This is a genomic window from Bartonella florencae (genome assembly GCF_000312525.1).
Taxonomy (GTDB): Bacteria; Pseudomonadota; Alphaproteobacteria; order Rhizobiales; family Rhizobiaceae; genus Bartonella; species Bartonella florencae.
Window position 1 is genome coordinate 127803 of record NZ_HE997451.1, and the last position, 21558, is coordinate 149360.

Annotated in this window: 18 protein-coding genes and 1 tRNA gene; 4 read left to right on the plus strand and 15 right to left on the minus strand. The window is 36.5% G+C overall.

The window, feature by feature from the left end:
* Positions 1-76: 76 nt before the first annotated feature.
* From BN202_RS00580 to BN202_RS00595, 4 genes are all read right to left on the minus strand, one after another.
* Positions 77-152, minus strand: a tRNA-Thr gene (locus BN202_RS00580).
* Positions 153-365: 213 nt separating this feature from the next.
* The gene (gene accC / locus BN202_RS00585; RefSeq protein ID WP_019218575.1) at positions 366-1715 is read right to left on the minus strand and encodes an acetyl-CoA carboxylase biotin carboxylase subunit; all 1350 of its coding nucleotides are present in this window, start codon (positions 1713-1715) and stop codon (positions 366-368) included.
* A gap of 14 nt (positions 1716-1729) precedes the next feature.
* A complete protein-coding gene (accB, locus tag BN202_RS00590; protein ID WP_034987021.1) occupies positions 1730-2218 on the minus strand; it encodes an acetyl-CoA carboxylase biotin carboxyl carrier protein in 489 nt (162 codons plus the stop codon).
* Between the two features lie 234 nt (positions 2219-2452).
* Positions 2453-3313: a DsbA family protein gene (locus BN202_RS00595; RefSeq protein ID WP_019218577.1), complete on the minus strand. Its 861-nt coding sequence runs from the start codon at positions 3311-3313 to the stop codon at positions 2453-2455.
* Positions 3314-3648: 335 nt separating this feature from the next.
* Here BN202_RS00595 and glpD point away from each other — a divergent pair, with 335 nt between their 5' ends.
* From glpD to cobT, 3 genes are all read left to right on the plus strand, one after another.
* Positions 3649-5163, plus strand: coding sequence for a glycerol-3-phosphate dehydrogenase (gene glpD / locus BN202_RS00600; protein WP_034986838.1), 1515 nt, complete (start codon positions 3649-3651; stop codon positions 5161-5163).
* Between the two features lie 719 nt (positions 5164-5882).
* Positions 5883-6863: a tRNA dihydrouridine(20/20a) synthase DusA gene (gene dusA, locus BN202_RS00605; RefSeq protein WP_019218580.1), complete on the plus strand. Its 981-nt coding sequence runs from the start codon at positions 5883-5885 to the stop codon at positions 6861-6863.
* 379 nt (positions 6864-7242) lie between these two features.
* Positions 7243-8232 carry a nicotinate-nucleotide--dimethylbenzimidazole phosphoribosyltransferase gene (gene cobT / locus BN202_RS00610; protein WP_019218581.1) on the plus strand — a complete coding sequence of 330 codons (990 nt, stop codon included), beginning with the start codon at positions 7243-7245 and terminating at the stop codon, positions 8230-8232.
* Between the two features lie 53 nt (positions 8233-8285).
* Here the strand turns inward: cobT and BN202_RS00615 are convergent, their stop codons facing one another.
* From BN202_RS00615 to topA, 7 genes are all read right to left on the minus strand, one after another.
* Complete coding sequence (locus BN202_RS00615; RefSeq protein ID WP_019218582.1) at positions 8286-8768, minus strand: Lrp/AsnC family transcriptional regulator; 483 nt, start codon at positions 8766-8768, stop codon at positions 8286-8288.
* Between the two features lie 20 nt (positions 8769-8788).
* The gene (locus BN202_RS00620; protein ID WP_019218583.1) at positions 8789-9424 is read right to left on the minus strand and encodes a uracil-DNA glycosylase family protein; all 636 of its coding nucleotides are present in this window, start codon (positions 9422-9424) and stop codon (positions 8789-8791) included.
* A gap of 25 nt (positions 9425-9449) precedes the next feature.
* Positions 9450-10004, minus strand: coding sequence for a thermonuclease family protein (locus BN202_RS00625; protein ID WP_019218584.1), 555 nt, complete (start codon positions 10002-10004; stop codon positions 9450-9452).
* 366 nt (positions 10005-10370) lie between these two features.
* Positions 10371-10538, minus strand: a complete 168-nt coding sequence (rpmG, locus tag BN202_RS00630) for a 50S ribosomal protein L33 (RefSeq protein WP_019218585.1) — start codon at positions 10536-10538, stop codon at positions 10371-10373.
* Positions 10539-10643: 105 nt separating this feature from the next.
* Positions 10644-11813, minus strand: a complete 1170-nt coding sequence (locus BN202_RS00635; RefSeq protein ID WP_019218586.1) for an MFS transporter — start codon at positions 11811-11813, stop codon at positions 10644-10646.
* A gap of 342 nt (positions 11814-12155) precedes the next feature.
* The gene (rnr, locus tag BN202_RS00640; RefSeq protein WP_019218587.1) at positions 12156-14405 is read right to left on the minus strand and encodes a ribonuclease R; all 2250 of its coding nucleotides are present in this window, start codon (positions 14403-14405) and stop codon (positions 12156-12158) included.
* A gap of 47 nt (positions 14406-14452) precedes the next feature.
* Positions 14453-17041 carry a type I DNA topoisomerase gene (topA, locus tag BN202_RS00645; protein ID WP_019218588.1) on the minus strand — a complete coding sequence of 863 codons (2589 nt, stop codon included), beginning with the start codon at positions 17039-17041 and terminating at the stop codon, positions 14453-14455.
* Positions 17042-17307: 266 nt separating this feature from the next.
* On the opposite strand from topA, the gene BN202_RS10155 reads away from it, so the two are divergent.
* Positions 17308-17514, plus strand: coding sequence for a hypothetical protein (locus tag BN202_RS10155; protein ID WP_083859146.1), 207 nt, complete (start codon positions 17308-17310; stop codon positions 17512-17514).
* Here BN202_RS10155 and dprA read toward each other — a convergent pair.
* From dprA to BN202_RS00665, 4 genes are read right to left on the minus strand one after another with little or no spacing between them, the layout of a single operon-like run.
* A complete protein-coding gene (gene dprA / locus BN202_RS00650) occupies positions 17444-18664 on the minus strand; it encodes a DNA-processing protein DprA (protein ID WP_482762590.1) in 1221 nt (406 codons plus the stop codon). The genes BN202_RS10155 and dprA overlap by 71 nt on opposite strands.
* On the minus strand, positions 18639-19271 hold the full coding sequence (plsY, locus tag BN202_RS00655; RefSeq protein ID WP_019218590.1) for a glycerol-3-phosphate 1-O-acyltransferase PlsY: 633 nt from the start codon (positions 19269-19271) through the stop codon (positions 18639-18641). Before plsY ends, dprA begins: the two co-directional genes overlap by 26 nt.
* Positions 19264-20571 (minus strand): dihydroorotase, encoded by a 1308-nt coding sequence (locus BN202_RS00660; protein WP_019218591.1) that lies wholly within the window; start codon positions 20569-20571, stop codon positions 19264-19266. Before BN202_RS00660 ends, plsY begins: the two co-directional genes overlap by 8 nt.
* A complete protein-coding gene (locus BN202_RS00665; protein WP_019218592.1) occupies positions 20568-21533 on the minus strand; it encodes an aspartate carbamoyltransferase catalytic subunit in 966 nt (321 codons plus the stop codon). The genes BN202_RS00660 and BN202_RS00665 overlap by 4 nt, the downstream gene beginning before the upstream one ends.
* Positions 21534-21558: the final 25 nt, after the last annotated feature.

Consider the following 21558-nt stretch of genomic DNA (forward strand, 5'->3'; position numbering starts at 1 on the left):
TATGTTGCAAAATTTTATTCCCTCACCTCTTAGAACATAAATAAAATCAGTAAGTTATAGGATAAGTAAAAGAATATGGTGCCCCCAGAGAGACTCGAACTCCCGACCCCCTGATTACAAATCAGGTGCTCTACCAACTGAGCTATAAGGGCACAACCACGTATGAGGTAGCACAAACTCACAAAAAGGAAAATAGAAAATTATCAGTTTTGTGCATATTTTAAAAAACTTTTACTACAAATTATAAAATAATCAGTTACTTTATTTTTTACCATAGTTTACAATGATGTTGGATGTTATTATTCACGTATAATGCCATATAGAAGCGCTGGTGAGCGTTCGTATTTTGTTATCGGATCACGATCTCAACAGGTTGATTGCTTAGAAAGGTATTTTTCTAGCCAGTGAATATTATAATTACCGTCTGCAACATCTTGATTGTTAATGAGATCACGAAAGAGGGGCAATGTGGTTTTTATCCCATCAACCACAAATTCATCTAAAGCACGCCGTAAACGCATCATGCATTCCAAGCGGGTACGTCCATGAACAATCAGTTTTCCAATCATGCTATCATAATAGGGAGGAATTCTATAGCCTGAATAAGCACCTGAATCAACACGGATTCCTAAACCTCCCGGTGTATGAAAATGTGTAATAGTTCCCGGTGATGGTGTAAAGGTAAGAGGATCTTCCGCATTAATACGACATTCAATAGCATGACCAAAGAAGCAGATATCTTCTTGTGCAACTGAAAGTTTATTTCCTGATGCAATATGAATTTGTTCATGAACTAAATCTATGCCTGTAATTGCTTCAGTTATAGGGTGTTCTACTTGTAAACGTGTATTCATCTCAATAAAATAGAATTCACCATTTTCATAAAGAAACTCAACGGTACCCGCACCACGATATCCAAGTTGCGCACAGGCACTTGCGACAATATTACCAATTTTTTTTCGTTCAGTTTCATTGAGTGCAGGTGATGTCGCTTCTTCCCATATTTTCTGATGACGCCGTTGAAGTGAACAATCGCGTTCTCCTAAATGAATAGCATTTCCAGCGCCATCGCCTATAACTTGAATCTCAATATGACGGGGCTTTTCCAAATATTTTTCGATATAAACTGCATCATCCCCAAAAGCTGCTTTTGCTTCTGAACGAGTCGTTTTGAGAGCTATAGCGAACTCTTGTTCAGAATGAACAACTTTCATACCGCGTCCACCGCCACCAGCAGAAGCCTTAATAATAACTGGATAACCAATATCATGAGCAATGCGTAAAGCATCTGCTTCTTCACTGACCGCGCCATCTGAACCAGGAACTACAGGGATTCCAAGTTTTTTAGCAGTTTTCTTCGCTTCGATTTTATCGCCCATAATTCGAATATGTGTCGCCGTTGGACCTATGAAGGTAATATTGTGAGCTTCTAAAACATCTGCAAACTTGGCATTCTCAGAAAGAAAACCGTAGCCAGGATGAACAGCATCAGCTCCTGTAATCTCACATGCAGCAATAATTTGATGAATACTTAAATAAGAATCGCGTGCAGGGGGAGGACCAATACAGACACTTTCGTCAGCAAGACGAACATGCATTGCATCAGCATCAGCAGTGGAATGAACTGCTACTGTTTTTATACCTAGTTCTTTACAGGCTCGCAGAACGCGAAGAGCAATTTCTCCCCGATTAGCGATGAGGATTTTTTGAATCATAGCTGCTCCTCGTCTTATTCGATAACAATAAGCGGTTCACCAAACTCAACGGGTTGGCCATCTTTAACAAGAATATTACTCACCTTGCCTGAGCGTGGTGATGGAATTTGATTCATTGTTTTCATTGCTTCAATGATGAGTAAAGTTTGTCCTTCCACAACATTTTGCCCTAATTCTATAAAAGGCTGTGCACCTGGCGAAGGTGCAAGATAAGCCGTCCCAACCATTGGAGATGTTATTGCGTTTTTTGATTTGTTTTCTTGTATAGAAGTTACCGTTGTTGGGGCAGGGGAAGAAGATACGGCAACAGTAGGAGAAATGGGGGTATAAATTGTTTGTTCAGGAGTAACTGAGGTATTTTGACGTGACACACAAATACGAAGTTCACCCTGTTCAATTTCAATATTCGTTAAATTTGTATCATTTAAAATTTCAGCAAGGTCACGGATAATTTTCGTATCAATTGCGGTATGTTTTGCCGCATCTATCTTTTTTGTTGTCATTTTATTTCCAACTCCTTGATCAATGAAAACCGCCATTATTTATTTAATTTTTATGACTGAATATTTCTAGATTGCGGATGACCCTTTGAGAACTTTTTTAGAATTATTTTGCAATTTAAAAGCAATACCTACTAGGTGGGTTTGCATTTATAAGCTTATTGTTAAAAAAGAGAAAGCATAAAATTATTTCATTGATGATATTCTTCATAAAATTAACGCAGTAAAAAAACAGTTTCACTCTATCGCTTCTATAGAAGCTTTTAGCACATCCTGTTCTATGGCTCCTATGAATACTTTATTATCAATGATATAAGAAGGCGTTCCTGTAATGTTGAGTTGCGAAGCAATTTGAATATTTTCTTTAAAGAAATTTTTGATATTAGGGTCCTTTATTGCATTGCGTAGGGCTTTTTCATCTGCTCCCAATGAAACTGCTATTTTTATCGCTATAGCTTCATTTACACGACTTTTATTCGTTAAAAGCGCTTTATAAAACTGAGGATATTTTTCTGGAAATTGTTTCCGAAAAGCATAAGCAACAGTGTGTGCCGCTATAGAATCAGGTCCTAAAATTGGTAAATCCTTGATAATAACTCGCAGATCTGGGTATTCTTTTATTAAGTTTTCTATGTATGGATAGGAGAGCTTACAATATCTACAATTGTAATCAAAAAAATCAACAAGCACTCTTTTGCCATTCGGATTTCCTAAAGTAGCATCATGAGGAGAGTAAAAAATTTCTTTTTTCAGTAACTTAATGGCTGAAGCCTGTTTTTGAGTGTTTTGCTCATTTCTTTTTTCCAGTTTTTCTTGCAGAGCAAGTTGCATCTCAATTATAATTTCTGGATTCTTAAGTAAATAATCTCTTACAATTTTTTGAATATCATTTTCATTAAGAGGGGAGGTAATCTTTTCTTTAAGTTCAGATAAAAAAGTAGGATCTTTTAGAAGTAGTGTTTTAAGGTCTTTGGGGGCTGCTTTCTCGTTTGCTGTTGCGTTTGATAAAGAAGATGAAAAGATCAAAACACTCAGCATAATTATCACTGAAAACTTTGTAACGAGAGTTATTTTTGAATGTTTAGGCTGATGGATCATTGATATGGATTCATATTTCATTGTTATTTTACGTGAATTATACGGAAAGTACTACTTATACACAATAAAGAATTTAACACTTATGTAAAGCTAGTGGATTACAAAAAAAATATTATTTTTTAAAGAAAGTTCTATTTGGTGCATATTTGCGATGATTATGTTTCTTTAGAGATAAATTTTTTCTATGTTTATCAACGTTGTTACTATTTATACAATTATTATAGATTTTTTTATGCATGTTGTTATGGGAAAAGGCACATTGATAATCCAATTAAAAACACTTGTATTCACTTTTTACTGTTGCTTTACTGAGTACAGTGAAAAAATTAATTTGAATAATGAAAAGTGAAATTATGAAAACTATAGCGCATTATGATCTGTTTATCATTGGTGGAGGGATAAACGGGTGTGGGTTGGCAAGAGATGCAGCTGGACGCGGGTTTAAAGTGGGATTAGCGGAGATGAATGATCTTGCATCAGGAACATCAAGTGCCTCGACAAAGCTTATTCACGGAGGACTTCGTTATCTTGAGCACTATGAGTTTAGATTGGTTCGTGAAGCATTAAAAGAACGTGAGGTCATTTGGCATATGGCTCCCCATATCGTACGTCCTTTGCGTTTTCTTCTTCCTTATCGTAAAGAGTTACGTCCTGCTTGGATGTTACGTTTTGGACTTTTCATTTATGATTATTTGGGCAACTGGAATCAAAAACTGTGGCGCAGTAAAACAGTGAATTTTTCAAAAAAATTTCCCTCTATACTTAAGGAAAAATATTGTAAAGGTTTTGAATATTCTGATGCAAGGGTAGATGATGCACGTTTGGTAATTGCTAATGCTCGTGATGCAGAAAAGTATGGTGCTGATATAAAAGTACGGACAGAAGTTCTCTCTTTAAAAAGAGAAGAAAAAAAATGGTTTATAAGTCTTCGAAATAAATTAAGCGGTAAAGAATATTCTGTCACGGCTTCTTATGTCGCGAATATGACGGGGCCTTGGATTAATCATGTTCTAACAAATGTATTAGACTATAAAGAGAACTCCCCTGTACGACTTGTCAGGGGATCTCATATTCTGGTTCCCAAGCTTTATACCCATGATCGTGCTTATATTTTTCAAAATGGTGATGGGCGTATTCTCTTTTCTATTCCGTATCAAGAAAAGTTTACATTGCTTGGAACCACAGATTGTGACTATCAGGGCGATCCTGCCAATGTTCATATTACAGATGCTGAGATTAATTATATCTGTACAGCAGCAAGTGAATATTTCATACAACCGATCTTGCCTGAGAATATTGTTTGGACTTATTCTGGAATTCGCCCGCTTTATAATGATGGAGCTTCAAAAGCACAAGAAATTACACGAGATTACGTTCTAAAAGAAATGGGCACAGAAGATGTGCCACAGATTCTTAATCTTTATGGTGGAAAAATTACCACTTATCGCAAGTTAGCAGAAGATGCCATGAAATTTGTTGAAAAAGCACTTGGAAAAAAGGGGGCACCATGGACAGAAAATTCAACACTTCCTGGGGGTGATTTTCCATATAATGGGTTAGATGTAATTGAAAGTAAAATTGCTCTTTTGATTCCAGATCTAGATGCTTTTACATATCGCAGACTTGCACGGTCTTATGGTTCAGAAGCTCTGATAATATTTGCAAAGGCTAAAGCAGATAAAGGAAAAGATTTTGGACATGGACTCTACGAAGTCGAAGTCAAATGGTTAATGGAAAAGGAATGGGCAAAAACATGTGAAGATGTGTTGTGGCGCCGTTCAAAACTTGGGCTTTTATTTAATAAAAAGGAGACTGATGCTCTTTCTGCCTATATGCAAAATCAAACATAAATCAAACACGCTTTATAATAATATCAATTCATTATAAAACAAAGTTTCTCTGCAGTGCTGTAAATATTTTCCTTCGGGGTGGGGATATAGGAAATATTTCTATATGATTTTTCGCCTTTGACATCAGTCAAATATAAAATGTTAAACTTACCTGCAGATTGTACAAAATGAAATGCATAGAGTGATTAGCAGGAAAAAACAACTTGATGAGAGCTAATCTGCTTAGAGAATGTGGCAGGAAGAAGTATTGAGAGATAAGGAGAACAAAGTATCTTAAGTCGCCTTTGTTTTTACAATAATTAAATATTTACGGGAAAAAAACGATAACAATTTGATTCTATTAATATTTTTGCTTATTGTTTATCAGCTTCAAAATATCTTAGAGATTGTGTGAGATAACACAGATATAATTTAAAAAGATCATATGAATGGCAAGAAAAGCTGCTTAAAGAGGTTTTTACAGTTTCTCATCTTATAGCTTTAGTTACATGGATATAATATCTGAAATCATTGTGTTAGAAGCAGTATATTATATTTTCTTATAGTAGAATATGGAGTTTGATAAATTTTAGATCAATTGAGAAAAACAATGAGAGAGAATATGTTTCTACGTTTTTAAGTGTCGGTAAAGGGAAACAATTTTTCTATAGATTAGAAAAAATAGAGACTTTGTATTATGAATGAGAGGTGCTTAATGGAGATGAGAAAGTAATTTTTTTATGATATTATATAGTCCTCCATCATTAACAAAATTTGCAGTGGCACCAATGTTAGGGTGGACAGATCGGCATTGCAGATTTTTGTATCGCCTTTTAACAAAAAAAGCACTTCTTTATACTGAAATGATTGTAGCCGATGCTCTAATTCATGGTGTTCGCGAACAAATTTTAGCTTTGAATCATCAAGAACATCCAATTGCTTTGCAGTTAGGAGGAGCTGATCCTCAAAAATTGGCAGAGGCTGCACGAATTGCTGAAGAATTTGGTTATGACGAAATAAATCTCAATGTTGGCTGCCCATCAAATCGTGTTCAAGCAGGCGTATTTGGTGCTTGTCTGATGTTGCATCCTGATATTGTGGCAAGTGCTGTGGAGGCAATGAAAAAAGTAGTGAGCGTGCCTGTAACTGTGAAATGTCGTGTAGCTGTGGACGAGCAGGATGAAGAACTGGCTTTAGATCTTTTAGCGCGTCAAGTTTGGAATGCTGGATGTGATGCACTTTGGGTACATGCACGCAAAGCATGGTTACAAGGGCTAAGTCCGAAAGAAAATCGCAATATTCCTCCCTTAAATTATGAAAGAGTTTATAAGTTAAAACATAAATATCCTCATAAATTCATTGGAATAAATGGTGGAATTAAATCTATTTTTGAGATCAAAGAGCATTTAACCTTGTGTGATGCTACCATGGTTGGGCGACAAGTTTATCATGATCCAACTTTGTTAAAATATGTCGATTTTGAAATATATGGTGAAAAACAAAATGATCTGAGTGATGATGCTCTTATTGAAGTTATGTGTGATTATGCTGATCGACATATCGCATTAGGAGGGCGGCTTTCTCATGTGACACGTCACATGATTGGCTTATTTCACGGTCGCAATGGGGCTCGTCGATGGCGGCAAATATTGTCAAATGATGCAACAAAAAATGATGCGGGCATTCATGTTTTGAAAGAAGCTTTTTCTGCCATCATTTAACAAAAGTTTACAGATTCATCTATGTTGAATCTTAGATTCTCTAAAATTATGATTCTTTACAAAGATTTAAAAAACTTAGATCGCAAATTTTGGCAGCTTATTATCTTTGTTAAAAGGATACACCATGTTAAACAATATGCTCATCACATGTTATTCAATAATGAAAAAACCTTAAGATTATGGTTTAAAAACATAAAATAACATATTGATAATATTTTATAATAAGCAAATTATCTAGAATAACCATTTTGTTAGAAAATTAAACTGCAAAACAATTTAGCAAATAATATTTCATATTTAAAAAAACCAACAAATTATTCATATCCTGTATATATGACGAGATTCTCATGAACCATTATAGATTTGAAAAGGTATCTTCATGACTGTTCATCCATTTGATGATTTTCGTGCTTTACTCACAAATTTACCCACTGCTGATGCATTTTCTATAACTTTGGCCAAAAGGCGGCAAAAAAAATTAACAAAAGCTCAAGGAGCTTTAGGGAAGTTGGGAGATATTGCAGTTTGGTATGCAGGATGGAGAGGGACAGAGAAGCCTATCGTAAAGCGGCCTTTAGTTGCTATTTTTTCTGGTAATCATGGCGTTACAGAGGAAAATATTACACCATTTCCGCAATCTATGACACAAAAGATGGTGGAAAATTTTGCAGCTGGTGGCGCTGCTATTAATCAAATTTGCATAGCTTATGATCTTGGATTGAAGATATTTGATTTAGCATTAGAATATCCCACAATGAATATTACCAAAGATGCAGCAATGGACGAGCGTAGTGCAGCTGCTACAATGGCCTTTGGAATGGAATCTATTGCTGGTGGAACAGATCTCTTATGTATAGGTGAAATGGGTATTGGAAATACAACGATAGCTTCAGCTTTGTGTTTAGCGTTATTTGGTGGCGACGTTGAGGAATGGACAGGAAGTGCTATGGGATCGGAGGGAGAATTTTATCAGCGTAAAATAGCAGCGGTCAAAACAGCACTTTCTTTACATAAAGATCATTTTCATGATCCCTTTGAAATAATGCGCCGCCTTGGAGGACGTGAAATTGCTGCTATGGTTGGTGCCATTTTAGCAGCAAGAATGGAAAAAGTGCCGGTTATTTTAGATGGTTTTGTAGCAACGGCAGCTGCTGCAATTCTTTATAAAATGCATCCAAGAGCGCTTGATCATATCCTTGTTGGCCATGTTTCATCTGAGGAAGTACATCGTAAACTTTTAAAAAAGATTGATAAAGAGCCGATTTTAGATTTGAAAATGCGTCTTGGTGAAGGGACAGGAGCAGCTATTGCAGCTGGTATTGTCAAGGCAGCTGTTTTAACACATACACAAATGGCTGTTTTTGAGTAAGAAGACTTAATTGCTTAGAGCGATAATTATATGTTAAAAAGCTTTCAAGAGTTTTATTCGGTCGTTTTATCTTGCAATTTTATGTAATTGAGTGGGAGTTCGGTTGTATATTTAATTTGTTCCATTGCGAAAGAAGATGAAACATCTCGGATATCAATTTTAGTAATTAATTTCTTATAAAAAAGATCATAAGCTTCAATATTGGGAACAACAATACGCAGTAAATAGTCAATATCTCCACTCATTCGATAAAACTCAATGACTTCTCGGAATTCTTGGACAATTTTTGAAAAACGCTTAAACCACTCATGGCTGTGTGTGTTTGTACGAATAGAAACAAAAACAGTAAGGTGAGCATTTACTTTTTCTGGAGAAAGAACAGCAACACGACGCTGAATAACGCCATCTTCCTCAAGTTTTTGAATTCTGCGCCAGCAAGGAGTGGTTGAAAGTCCAACTTTTTTAGCAATATCAGCAACAGAAAGAGTGGCATTTTCTTGTAAAAGATGTAAAATTTTTCGATCAAGACGATCCATATTTTTTCTCAATATTCAGTTTATAAAAATTTACGCACTAAACTGCGTAAGTACACAACAAGCTCATCATTAAACCATGGATTTTTCTGTAACCAAAAACTGTTACGCCATGACGGATGAGGTAAAGGCATGACATTATAACCTCTAGGTTGATGTATGGAAAGAATATTCCTCCAATCTTTGACAGTTGCTGAAACGGTTTTATGTTTTAGTTCTGTAATATGCCACTTTTGCGCATAACTTCCAATAGCAAGCACAAGCTTTATTTGCGGCATCGCTTGAAATATTTTTTCATGCCATATTTCTCGACATTCACGCCTTGGTGGCAAATCAGATTTATTTTTATCATAGCCTGGAAAACAAAATCCCATAGGAACAAGTGCAAAAAGAGATCTATTATAAAATTCTTCTTTCGTAACATTAAGCCAATCACGCAATCTTTCACCAGAACGGTCATTAAAAGGGATAGAAGTTTCATGAACACGCAAGCCTGGTGCTTGCCCTGCGATTGCAATCAAAGCCGTATCGGATAAATAAACTACGGGTTTTGCTTCATGAGGAAGAGGAGGAAGATAAAGTGGTTGTTGACTACAAACACGACAGGAATAAATTTTCTTTTCAAGTTTGATAATTTGGTTATGGCATGGTTGTTTCATTGTCAAAGAAAATTAAAGAATATTTTTATTCTGTTCGAGGATGTGCTTTTCGCCATTCTCTTGGACGTTGGAAATGTGACTGCCACATCCCATTCTTATTCTCTTTTGCTTCTTGCTCTTCTTCAGGATAATCATAATAACTTACAGCCCAGCCATTACGTACAAGCATGGCATTGATATTGCTAATCCGTTTTGTTTTACATGTTGCAAGAATTCGGCGATATTTATCTTTTTTTTGCCAATAACATGTAACAGGCTGATTTGCTATGAGCTCTTCTAAGTATTTTTTTGCTTCAAGTCCACATAGGTAGCGCGCTTCAGTTTTACCACAAAATTGCTGAAGCTCAGGCGCATCAATCCCCATAAGACGAATCATCACAGAAGAAATCACGATTGAGTCACCATCAATAATCGATGCATGACCTTTTATCACTGTTTTAGAAGAAAAATCTTCTTTTAGAGGAATCCTTTGAGTGTATTTAAAGTAAACTGTTATAATGGCAATAGCAATAAAAATACCAAGAGCAATAACCTTTAGATTCAAAATTCTTTGATTTAAATAAAAAGATTTTTTTGTCATGAAATTAAAAGAAATAATACTATAATATGTTTAATTTACTGCAAATTGCTTATAATCTTTGTAAAAAACTTCCAATTCTTCAATACAAACACCGCTCCATTTTCATGGAGAAGTTTCATTATATCCCACATTATTTCCGCTACATATTAAAAGAGCTCAGATACACTATTTTGATAAGATCTATGAGCAGTAATACGGATAGACAATCAAACAACAAACCACTCTATTTTATACAAAGGCATATAACTATAGATAGATCGTATTTCTACTAAAAAAATAAAGAAAACCTTTCAAAAAATAATTCTGAAATGCAAAAATCTATATTTCTCTACATTGTAGAAACTATCGATTAAACGAGGTAACCACTTATTTAATTTTTGTTTCTTTAAATTCAACGTGTTTTTTTACAACTGGATCATATTTAAGTTTGCTCATTTTATCTGTCATTGTACGACTGTTTTTCTTTGTTACATAGAAAAAACCAGTATCTGCAGTTGACAAAAGCTTGATCTTAATGGTTGCTGCCTTAGCCATAATTTAAGTTTCCTATTTGTACTGAAAACAATATTGTTTTGCTACTAAAATTTATCTTTAGTGTAATTAAATTCTGCGGCAACACTAAGGATGTTATAAAAAAAGTCAAGAGCTGATTAATTTTCTCATAAGTTGTACAAACACTAAAATCACATATAAGCCCAAAAAAACAGTTATAGCTATTGAAAAACCAAAGGGTTTGAAGATGTCCATGCTCTGACCAATAAGAGTCGGTCCAATAAGCATACCGATTCCATAACAAAAAATAAAAGCAGAATTAGCATACGCAAGTTCATGTCCTTTAAAACGTGCACCTAGATGTGCGAGCCCGATTGTATAGAGACCCGCAGAAACACCTCCAAGGAGAAAGAAATCAATCATCAAAAACCATTGAAGTTTTGTTATCCACGGTATCATAAGAGTTCCAAAAAAACCTAAGATAGCGCAGCCCATAAGAGGATAACGTCGATCTTTTACATAATCACTTATAATGCTGATAGGGATTAAGAGAAAAATATTCCCCAGTGCGAGTGTTGTCATAAACCCTGCAGCTTCATTTTCATTATAGCCAATGGATAAACTAAAGGGCGTTATAAGTGTTAATGCTCCCATTTGGACAGCACCGTAAACAAAAACTGCCATCATTGAACTTGGGACGCAAAAAAGATAAGGGAAAAAATGCGCATGTTGATTCTTTTTAAATTCTGGACTTAACGTCCAAGCTACAAGAATCGGTATAGAAGCAAGCACGATAAAAATGCCTCCGATAGCAAAAGGTGTAAATCCTTGTGTTCCTACTTTTACTAATAGTGTAGGACCTACTGCAAATCCTAGTCCTAATATAATAGCATAAATGGAAAGTATTAAACCACGCCTTTTCGATGGAGCACAACTGTTGATCCAAAACTCTGACAGAATAAATAGAACTGTCATAGTGAAATGTAATATAAATCTTAAAATGAACCAAATCCATAGGGAGTCAAAAAAATAGAATCCTAAGAAACTCAAATATCCTATGATCATCATGATCAATATTGTTTGAGTAATACCTAAGTATAGAGCAATTCGAGCGGTAAAGATGGCAGCAATAATGGTCGCGATCCCGCCAATTGTTCCGCTATAACCAATAACACTATTTGAAATGCCTTTCTCTGTCATGAGAAGTGAAACAAGTTGTGTTCCCATTCCCAATGCTATTCCAACTGTACCAATAGTTGTAATTGCTGCAATGATTGCACGCAAAGAATTATTGTGAAGATTCAAATTTTTTATCATGAGGATGGCTTAATTTTGCCTTTATTTATTCGTCTTACGCAAAGTTAATTGGAAATAAAAGAAATACAAATTTACCCTTTGTAATTTTTCTTAGCATTAAATATAAAAAATTCTTCCATATTTTTATAAATATTTCTTAAATAATAAACGTGAATTTATATGCTAAATTAAAATAATTGTACATATTAAAATAATATAATGATAGCTACATTAATAGAGATATTTTTACTTTTAATAGCTTGCGATATTATATTAATATTTGGTTTTATGGATTAAAAATAAATATGAAATTTCTTTTATAAGTTTTTAGAGACTTTTAAATAAAAATTATAATAATATTTTTTAGTTTTGGTGAAGATTCTTTCTTCTATAAGAAGCGTATTTTTGTTTTTTTGTTGTAAATTTACTTTTATGGTAGGATTTAGAGGAAAAGGCTATTGGCTGAGGTTCTGTTAAGAGTTCAAAGCATAAAGCGCCAGCAAAAGGCTGTACTGTTATAAGCTTTACCTCTACGATATCGCTCAGTTGATAGCCTTTATGACTGTGCTTTCCAACAAGAGTATGTTGTACTTCATCGAAATGATAATAATCATTTTTAAGTGTTGAAACATGCACAAAACCATCTGTATTGAGTTTATCAAGTGAAATAAAAAGTCCTGCTTTGGTGACGCCAGAAATACGACCTGTAAAAGTACGGCCGATTTTATTGGTTAAATAATGCGCGACAAGCCGATCAACGGTTTCTCTTTCAGCTATCATTGCACGACGCTCATATAGGGAAATTTCTGTAGCAATCTCTGCAAGATTTTGTTCTTGTGTCTGTGTTAGTTTGTCATTTCCTAGTTTTAGAGCTTTAATGAGTGCGCGATGAATAATAAGATCAGCATAACGACGAATTGGTGACGTAAAATGTGTATAGTTGTGCAAATTTAAACCAAAATGGCCAATATTTTGAGGGTGATATTCTGCTTGAGATTGTGTGCGCAAAACAACTTGATTGACCAATTCTTGTTGTTGGCTATTCATAACTTTTGCTAAAATGCTATTAAGACGAGCGGATGTAAGCTCTGCACCTCGAGAAAGAGATATCCCCAAACTTTGAAGAAAATTTCGTAAGACTTCTTGTTTAGCTAGAGAAGGTTTATCATGAATACGATAAATGAAAGGTTGGCGATGTTCTTTTAATGTTTCAGAAGCTGCAATATTGGCTTGTATCATGAATTCTTCAATCAAACGATGGGCGTCTAAGTGTGGCTCACTCACGACATCTTTGATACACCCGTTTTGATCAAGAATAATCTTTTTTTCTGCTATTTCTAATTCTAGAGGTTGTCGACGTTTCCGTGCGATGTTAAGGCATTGATAAGCTTCCCATAATGGTTGCAAAACCCTCTCAGAAAAGGGCGCAGTTTTTTCATTTATATTTCCCTCAATTGCTAATTGCATTTCTTGATAGGAGAGCTTGGCTATTACACGCACCATAACACGATGAAAACTATGTTTTCGTTTATTCCCATTTGCATCAAAAATCATACGAACGGCTAAAGCTGGTCTTTCTTTTCCTTCACGCAGAGAACACAAGTCATTGGAAATGCGTTCTGGCAGCATTGGCACGACACGATCAGGAAAATAAACAGAATTCCCTCGTTTTAATGCTTCTTTATCTAAAGCACTTCCCGTTTTGATATAGAAAGAAACATCTGCAATGGCGACGACAATAATCCAACCACCAAGATTGGCAGGATCTTCATCTTTTGTTGCATAAACGGCATCATCATGATCTTTTGCATCTAGTGGATCAATTGTAACAAGCGGTAATTGGCGCCAGTCTTCACGATTTTCTCTATTGGCAGGTTTTATATGTTTGACTTGCTCAAGAACATCTTCAGGAAAAATATAAGGAATTCCTTTTGAAAGGAGAGCAATCATTGAGAGTGTTTTTTCACTCTCAATATGTCCTAAAACCTTTTTTATTTGTGCACTTTTCAGTCCATAACCGGTATTTTTTTTAATTTCGACTTCAACAAGATCACCCGTTTCGATCTTTATTTTTGAAGATGTCTCGAAAATATCAATAATGAATTCGTTGGTTTTTCGCTCTATAGGGTCAAGATGCCATTGATCATTTTTTAGTTTTCGTACAACACCAAATATGCTCTTTGGTGACACATCAATTTTACGGATGATTCGTCCTGTATAAGGGGAGCTTTGAGATGTTTTATTTCGAAAGATTTTTACAAGAATATGATCTCCAACACCAATGCTTGCTCCTTTTATGCGATGAAAAGAGTGTATTTCAATATTTGGTTTTTGGCCCTCTTCCCACTCAAGAGGTTGCGCAATGAAACTACCATCTTCATCGCGTCCACTAATTTTTACCAAAGCAATGGGTGGTAATTTTCTTTTGTTTATTGCTTTTTTTCGCTGTTTTGATATGAGGTTTTCATTTTTCAACTCACGTAATATGCCCCTTAACCAAATACGAGAATCAACTTTTAAGTTAAAAGCTTTGATGATTTCTCGTTTAGTTGATTGGTCAGGATTTTCATGAATAAAGGAAAGAATTTCCGCCTTGCTAGGTAAGCGTTCCATATTGAATGATTGAAAATATTTTGTTTTTTTTCGCCTTTAGCCAAAGTTTATGTCTCTTTTCTTTTAGAAGGAGCTCGTTTTGTAGTTACTTTTTTACTAGAAGCTTTACCGGTTGCTTTTTTCCCAGATGTTTTAGCCGCTATAAGTTCTAATGCTTCTGAAAGAGTCACACTAATTGGTTCTTTATCTTTTGGCAATGTTGCATTAATTTTGCCCCAATTAACATACGGACCGTAACGTCCATTGCGCACAGTGATAGTTCCTCCATCAGGGTGCTCTCCTAATGTTGCAAGTGCTGCAGAGACTGTTCTGCTGCGTGTTGTTTTATTTTCTTGCTTTTCAGCCAACACTGTAACGGCACGATTGATTCCAATATCAAAAACTTCGTCTGCATGAAGGAGAGGAGCAGATTTACCATCATGCGTAAGGTAGGGACCATAGCGTCCGATGTTTGCTGTAATCATTTTTCCTGTTTCAGGATGCGTACCAATTTCACGGGGCAGGGATAGTAAAGCCAAGGCTTTGTCAAGAGTGATATTTGCTGCTTTCCATTCTTTTGGCAACCCTGCACGTTTGGTTTCTTTTTTTTCACCAAGTTGAATATAGGGACCAAAACGGCCATTGCGAAGAGAGATTTCTTTTCCTGTTTTAGGATCGACACCAAGTATAACAGGCTCATCATTCTGCATGATTTCTTTTTCTTCTCCAGTATCTGTTCCAAGTTGGCGTGTATATTTGCACTCGGGATAATTGGAGCAGCCAACAAATGCACCATAACGCCCTAATTTTAAAGATAATTCACCGTTTGTACAAAGTGGGCAGGACCGGACATCACTTCCATCTTCACGAACAGGAAAAGCGAGAGGCGCTAATGTTACGTTTAAAACGTCAAGGACATTGGTTATACGGAGTTCTTTGATATTGGTAATAGATGCGTTAAACCCATCCCAGAAATCGCGCATGACACCTTTCCAAGAAAGTTTTCCATCTGATATAAGATCTAATTTTTCTTCAAGATCTGCTGTAAAACCATATTCTACATAACGATTAAAGAAATTTTCAAGAAAAGCTGTAACGATACGGCCTTTGGCATCAGGAATAAGCTTTTTTTTATCAATAATAATATATCCACGATCACAGAGCGTAGCCAATGTCGATGCATAAGTTGAAGGACGACCGATTCCTAACTCTTCAAGCTTTTTAATTAAGGAAGCTTCAGAATAACGGGGAGGTGGCTCTGTACTATGTTGTATAGATTCAACTTTTTCTTTTTTTAGCACTTCATCAGTATTTATTTGTGGCAAACGTGTTGTTTCATTTTCCTCACTGTTTTCCTCCTCTCTTTGATCAGTGTAGACAGAAATAAAGCCATCAAAACGAATAACAGAACCTGTAGCACGTAGATTAGCACGATTTTCTCTTTGCTGTGCCTCAATTTCAACGGTTGTGCGTTCAATTTCAGCAGAACACATTTGGCTGGCAATAGCGCGCTTCCATATGAGTTCATAGAGCTTTGCTTGATCGCTGTCGAGAAAATTTCGTACTTGATGGGGAGTGCGTTGAAAATCTGTTGGGCGGATTGCCTCGTGTGCTTCTTGTGCGTTCTTTGCTTTTGTCGAATAAAAACGTGGTTTTTCAGGAATATAATTACTGCCAAAAGATTCATGAATCACTTTTCGTACTGAATCAATGGCTTCAGGTGCTATTTGTACACCATCGGTACGCATATAGGTAATAAGTCCTGTCGTTTCGCCATTAATTTCAACGCCTTCGTAAAGCTTTTGAGCAATTTGCATAGTACGAGAAGCTGAAAATCCTAATTTTGAAGAAGCAGCTTGCTGTAAAGTGGATGTTGTAAACGGAGGAGAAGGATTTCTTTTTGTCGGCTTTGCTTCAACACTGAGTGTATGATATGTTGCTTCCTCCAACATAAGACGAATTTGATCTGCTTGTTCTTGAGATTTAATATCAAGTTTGCCAATCTTCTTTTGATTAAACGTTGTTAATCTTGCTTGGAAGCTATCGTTTCGGATGGTTTTTAATTCTGCTGTCAGAGACCAATAATCTTCTTTGATAAAATGTTCTATTTCTGATTCACGATCACAAATAATACGCAAAGCAACAGATTGAACGCGACCAGCAGACCGTGCACCGGGGAGTTTCCGCCACAAAACAGGTGAGAGTGTAAAACCGACGAGATAATCAAGAGCGCGACGTGCAAGATAGGCATCTACAAGTGATGTATCAATATCACGTGGTTTGTTCATGGCATCAAGTACAGATTTTTTAGTGATGGCATTAAACACTACCCGTTTAATAGGCTTATCCTTTAAAACTTTTTTCTGACGAAGAACATCTAAAATATGCCATGAAATAGCTTCCCCCTCTCGATCAGGGTCGGTTGCTAGGATCAAACTATCGGCTTCTTTAACGGCTTTCGCTATTTCATTTAAACGTTTAGCAGCAGCAGAATCTATATCCCATTTCATAGAAAAATCTTGATCAGGCAGAACGGAACCATCTTTTGCGGGCAAATCACGAACATGTCCAAATGATGCGACCACTTTGTATTGGGAGCCAAGATATTTATTAATTGTTTTTGCTTTTGCTGGAGATTCAACGATAACGATATCCATAATTTTACCCAAATGTTGAAATAAAAAGTCTTTTTATAACTACCTTTCATGCGAATAGCTAATGACAATTGATAAAGAGCACATAAAAAAATATTTGTCATACAAAAAACATTAATTTTGTACAACTTGTGATTGTTATTGTTAAAATACCCCCTATATGGAGTTGCACGATTTATTTTTCCACTGCGAATACAAAAACATATGGCAGAATATTAAAAGAACATCTGTTGAGAAGTAGGAGGGGAAATGCTCAAGGATAGAGGATTATGTTTATAAATCATTTAAAAGTTATCCAATATATTACAGATATGTCAAAACAAATGAATCAAATGGCGCGTCAAGCGCACAGCCCGCTTTTAGCACTACTTTTGGATATGGTCGCCAAAGAAGGGCAAAGCATTATTAATAGCGCTGATGCTCTTGGAGAAGATCAGAATTCGACAATGACACATAACCACCAGAGTGCCGAATAAGCTTTCCAGAAAGCTCAAGCTCGACCAGTAAGAGGTAGAGGTTTGGCAGTGAAACACCTGAATGAGTACTAAGTGTGTCTAAGTCAATTGGCGTTGTGGAAAGAGCGGAAAAAACAGCTGCACGTTCTTTATCGTTTTTAAGAGCAGAAGGTTTATTGTCTTTTTCATTAGATTCATTAACTTGCTTTTTTTCAAATTCTATGGAGGCAGCTTCTCCTTCCTCAAAAAAGTTGAGTTGAGAATTTTGAGGTGGTGGTGTTAATGGTGTAAGCGTTTCTATGATATCAGAAGGATGAGTGGTAAGTTGTGCTCCATCCTTGATGAGATTGTTTGTACCAACGGATCTTGGATCAAGTGGAGAGCCAGGAATGGCGAAGGTTAATCGTCCGATTTCTGCAGCTTGGCGTGCTGTAATTAAAGACCCTGATCGTAGGGCAGCTTCTACCACTAGCAGGCCAAGTGAGAGACCTGCGATAATACGATTTCTTCTTGGGAAATCGATAGCGCGTGGTTTCCAAGCAATGGGCATTTCACTAATAATTGCTCCACCATTGGCAACAATATCTTCGTATAACTTTTTATTTTCAGGAGGATAGATATGGTCAATTCCTCCAGCCATCACCGCAACTGTACCTGTTAATAGGCTTGCTTGATGCACAATGCTATCAATTCCACGAGCAAGCCCAGAAATGGTTGCAAAGCCAGCGTTTCCAAGAAAATGAGCAAATTGAGCAGCAAGTTTTTTGCCAGCCGCTGAAGCATTTCGAGAGCCTACAATTCCAACAGAAGGTTTCTGAAAAACCGAAATATTGCCTTTTATGGCAATAAGAGGTGGTGATGCTTCCATCACTTTAAGAAAGGGAGGATAATCCGGTTCCCCTACACCAATAAACCGAATACCTAACCTTTCAGCTGCTTGCATTTCTTTTTCCGCATCTTCTATCGTTGTTATGCGAATAGATGTAGAAAGTCCCCCTTTTCTACTAAGCTCAGGAAGTGCTGCTAGAGCATTTTCTGCTGTTTTATAATGATCAATGAGATTACGAAAACTTACTGCTCCGATATTTTCACTGCGTAATAACCGCAACCAATTTAGACGTTGACGATCAGTAAGTAGAATTCCTTTATTCATTCCCGTTTTGCATACCAATCTTGCTTTCTTTCCCAGTAAACAATCTAGTGATATTTGTATGATGTTTTATATATACAAATATGCTCATAGCCATCAGCATACAATAAAAATGAGGGTCAGAAAGATAAAAAACAAATATTGAAGTCATCACAACAGCAATAAGTGCAGATAAAGAAGAATAGCGTGTAAGCAAAAAAATTCCCATCCACACAACGACGAAAACAATTGCTGCTGGCCAGTAGAATCCCAAGCAGACTCCAAGATAGGTAGCAACACCTTTACCACCTTTGAATTTCAACCATATGGGAAAAAGATGTCCTAAGAAAACAAAAAAACCTGCGAAAGAAATAATTATATTGTTTTCTACTGGATCACTTAAAAATTTTATAACAAGAACAACAACCGTCCCTTTCAACATATCGCAAAGAAGTGTGAGGGCAGCAACTTTTTTGTTTCCTGTTCGTAGAACATTTGTAGCTCCAATATTTCCAGAACCAATTGTTCTCACATCACCAAGCTTGGCCAATCGCGTAAAAATGAGACCAAATGGAATAGAGCCAATGAGATAGGATAACAGAAAGATAAACCATGGAGTAAACTGAAAAAGCGTTTCTATTTTATTCATCAACAATCTCATGAAGCTTAAAAATTGATTGTCCCTTAAGAAAGGTTTGGAGAACGCGTCCTTGGAAACGTGCATTCTCAAAAGGTGTATTTTTTGAACGCGAATACAATCTATCTTTAGAAACGACCCATGGCTCTTCAAGATCTACCAAAATAAGGTCTGCATGAGCACCTTTTTTGAGTGTTCCCGCATTAAGGTTAAAGAGTTTTGCGGGTGCCGTTGATAAAAGGTCGACTAATCGTAAAAGAGATATGGTTTCATCATGATAAAGACGTAAAGCTGCACTTAGCAAGGTTTCCATACCAACAGCACCTGAAGAGGCTTCATCAAATGGTAAATGTTTTGTATCAGCATGTTGAGGATCATGAGAAGAGACAATAATATCCACTGTCCCATCTTTTATTGCTTCAATCAGTGCTATACGATCTTCCTCTGCACGCAATGGCGGTATGAGGCGGCAAGAAGTACGATATTCACCAATATCATTTTCGTTAAGAGATAAATGGTGAATGGACACACCAGCTGAAATCTTTGCATTTCGCTGTTTGTTTAAGCGAAGTGCATCAACAGAGAGTGCTGTCGATATTTGTGCGGCATGATAGCGTGTTTGTGTTAAAGCTGCTAGTCGTAAATCTCTTTCGAGAGGAATGACTTCTGCTTCACGAGGAATGCCAGAAAGTCCTAGCCAACTGGCGAGCAGCCCTTCATTCATAACACCTTTTTCTGTGAGTTCTTTATCTTGTGTTTCATGCATCAATGGAACATCAAAATCGCGTGCATAAGTCATTGCACGCCGCATAACAGATGAACTTTGAAGTGTTTTTTTTCCTTCACTAAAAGCAACTGCTCCTGCATCTTTTAGTAAGCCAAATTCGGTTATTTCTTGCCCGTTAAAACCTTGAGTTATTGCTGCAACAGGATAGATATTAACCGATGACATTTCTCTTGCTGTACGTGTAATGAATTTAACAAGTGCTACATTATCAATAACTGGGTTTGTGTCTGGCATCATAAGAAAGGAAGTAATGCCACCTGCTGCTGCTGCTTGATTTGCTGTGGCGAGTGTTTCTTGGTGTTCATTTCCTGGTTCCCCAACAAAGACACGAGCATCAACAAGTCCAGGGAGAATTGCTTTGTTTTGTGCATTAATAATTTCTGCCCCCTCAGGAGTTCCTTGATTCAAGGCTTCCTTTCCAGCAGCTGTAATCTGTCCATTTTCAACGATAACAGTGCCAATTTCATCCATTGTGCGTGAAGGATCAATAATACGGGCATTTTGAAAGACAATTGGCTTTATCATTCTTTTTCTCCACTTGGCTGCAGACGTGAAGCCAATAAAGCCTCCATGACAGCCATACGCACAGCAATTCCCATTTCTACTTGTTTATGAATCATACTTTGTGGTCCATCTGCTATGTCAGATGCTATTTCTACACCACGGTTTATTGGGCCAGGATGCAGAATAATGCAATCATTTTTAGCATAAGCCAAATTTTCTTTATGCAAGCCAAAATAATGAAAATATTCACGAATCGATGGAATAAAAGAACCTGTCATACGTTCATGCTGTAAGCGTAGCATCATGACAACATCAGCGCCTTTAAGGCCTTCCTTCATCGTGTTAAAAACCTCAACACTCATATTGGAAATTCCTTTGGGTAAGAGTGTAGAAGGGGCAACAACACGAACGCGGGCGCCTAAAGCATTAAGACTAAGGATATTGGACCGCGCGACACGTGAGTGCAAAATATCTCCACAAATTGCGACCGTTAATCCCTCAATACGACCTTTTGTTCTTTTAATGGTCAGAGCGTCTAAGAGAGCCTGTGTTGGATGTTCATGAGCACCATCGCCTGCATTAATGACACAACAATTAACTTTTTGTGCTAACAAAGCAGCAGCTCCAGCGCTACTATGGCGAACGACAAGTATATCTGGCTTCATTGCATTGAGGGTTGTAGCAGTATCAATCAATGTTTCTCCTTTTTTTACAGATGAATTGCCAATGGCCATATTCATCACATTGGCTCCTAATTGTTTGCCAGCTAATTCAAAAGAAGATTGTGTTCGCGTGGAAGCTTCAAAGAAGAGATTAATTTGAGTTCGTCCATATAAGATCGATTTTGTTTTATCAATTTTTTTAGAAAAAGTAACATTTGTATCGGCGCGATCAAGCAATGTAGAGAGATCCTGTACACTCAAATCTTTAATACCCAAAAGATGTTGGTGGGGGAAAAGTGGAAAAAAAATATTTTGAGTCATAGCATTCTATTTTATCTCTCTTTAA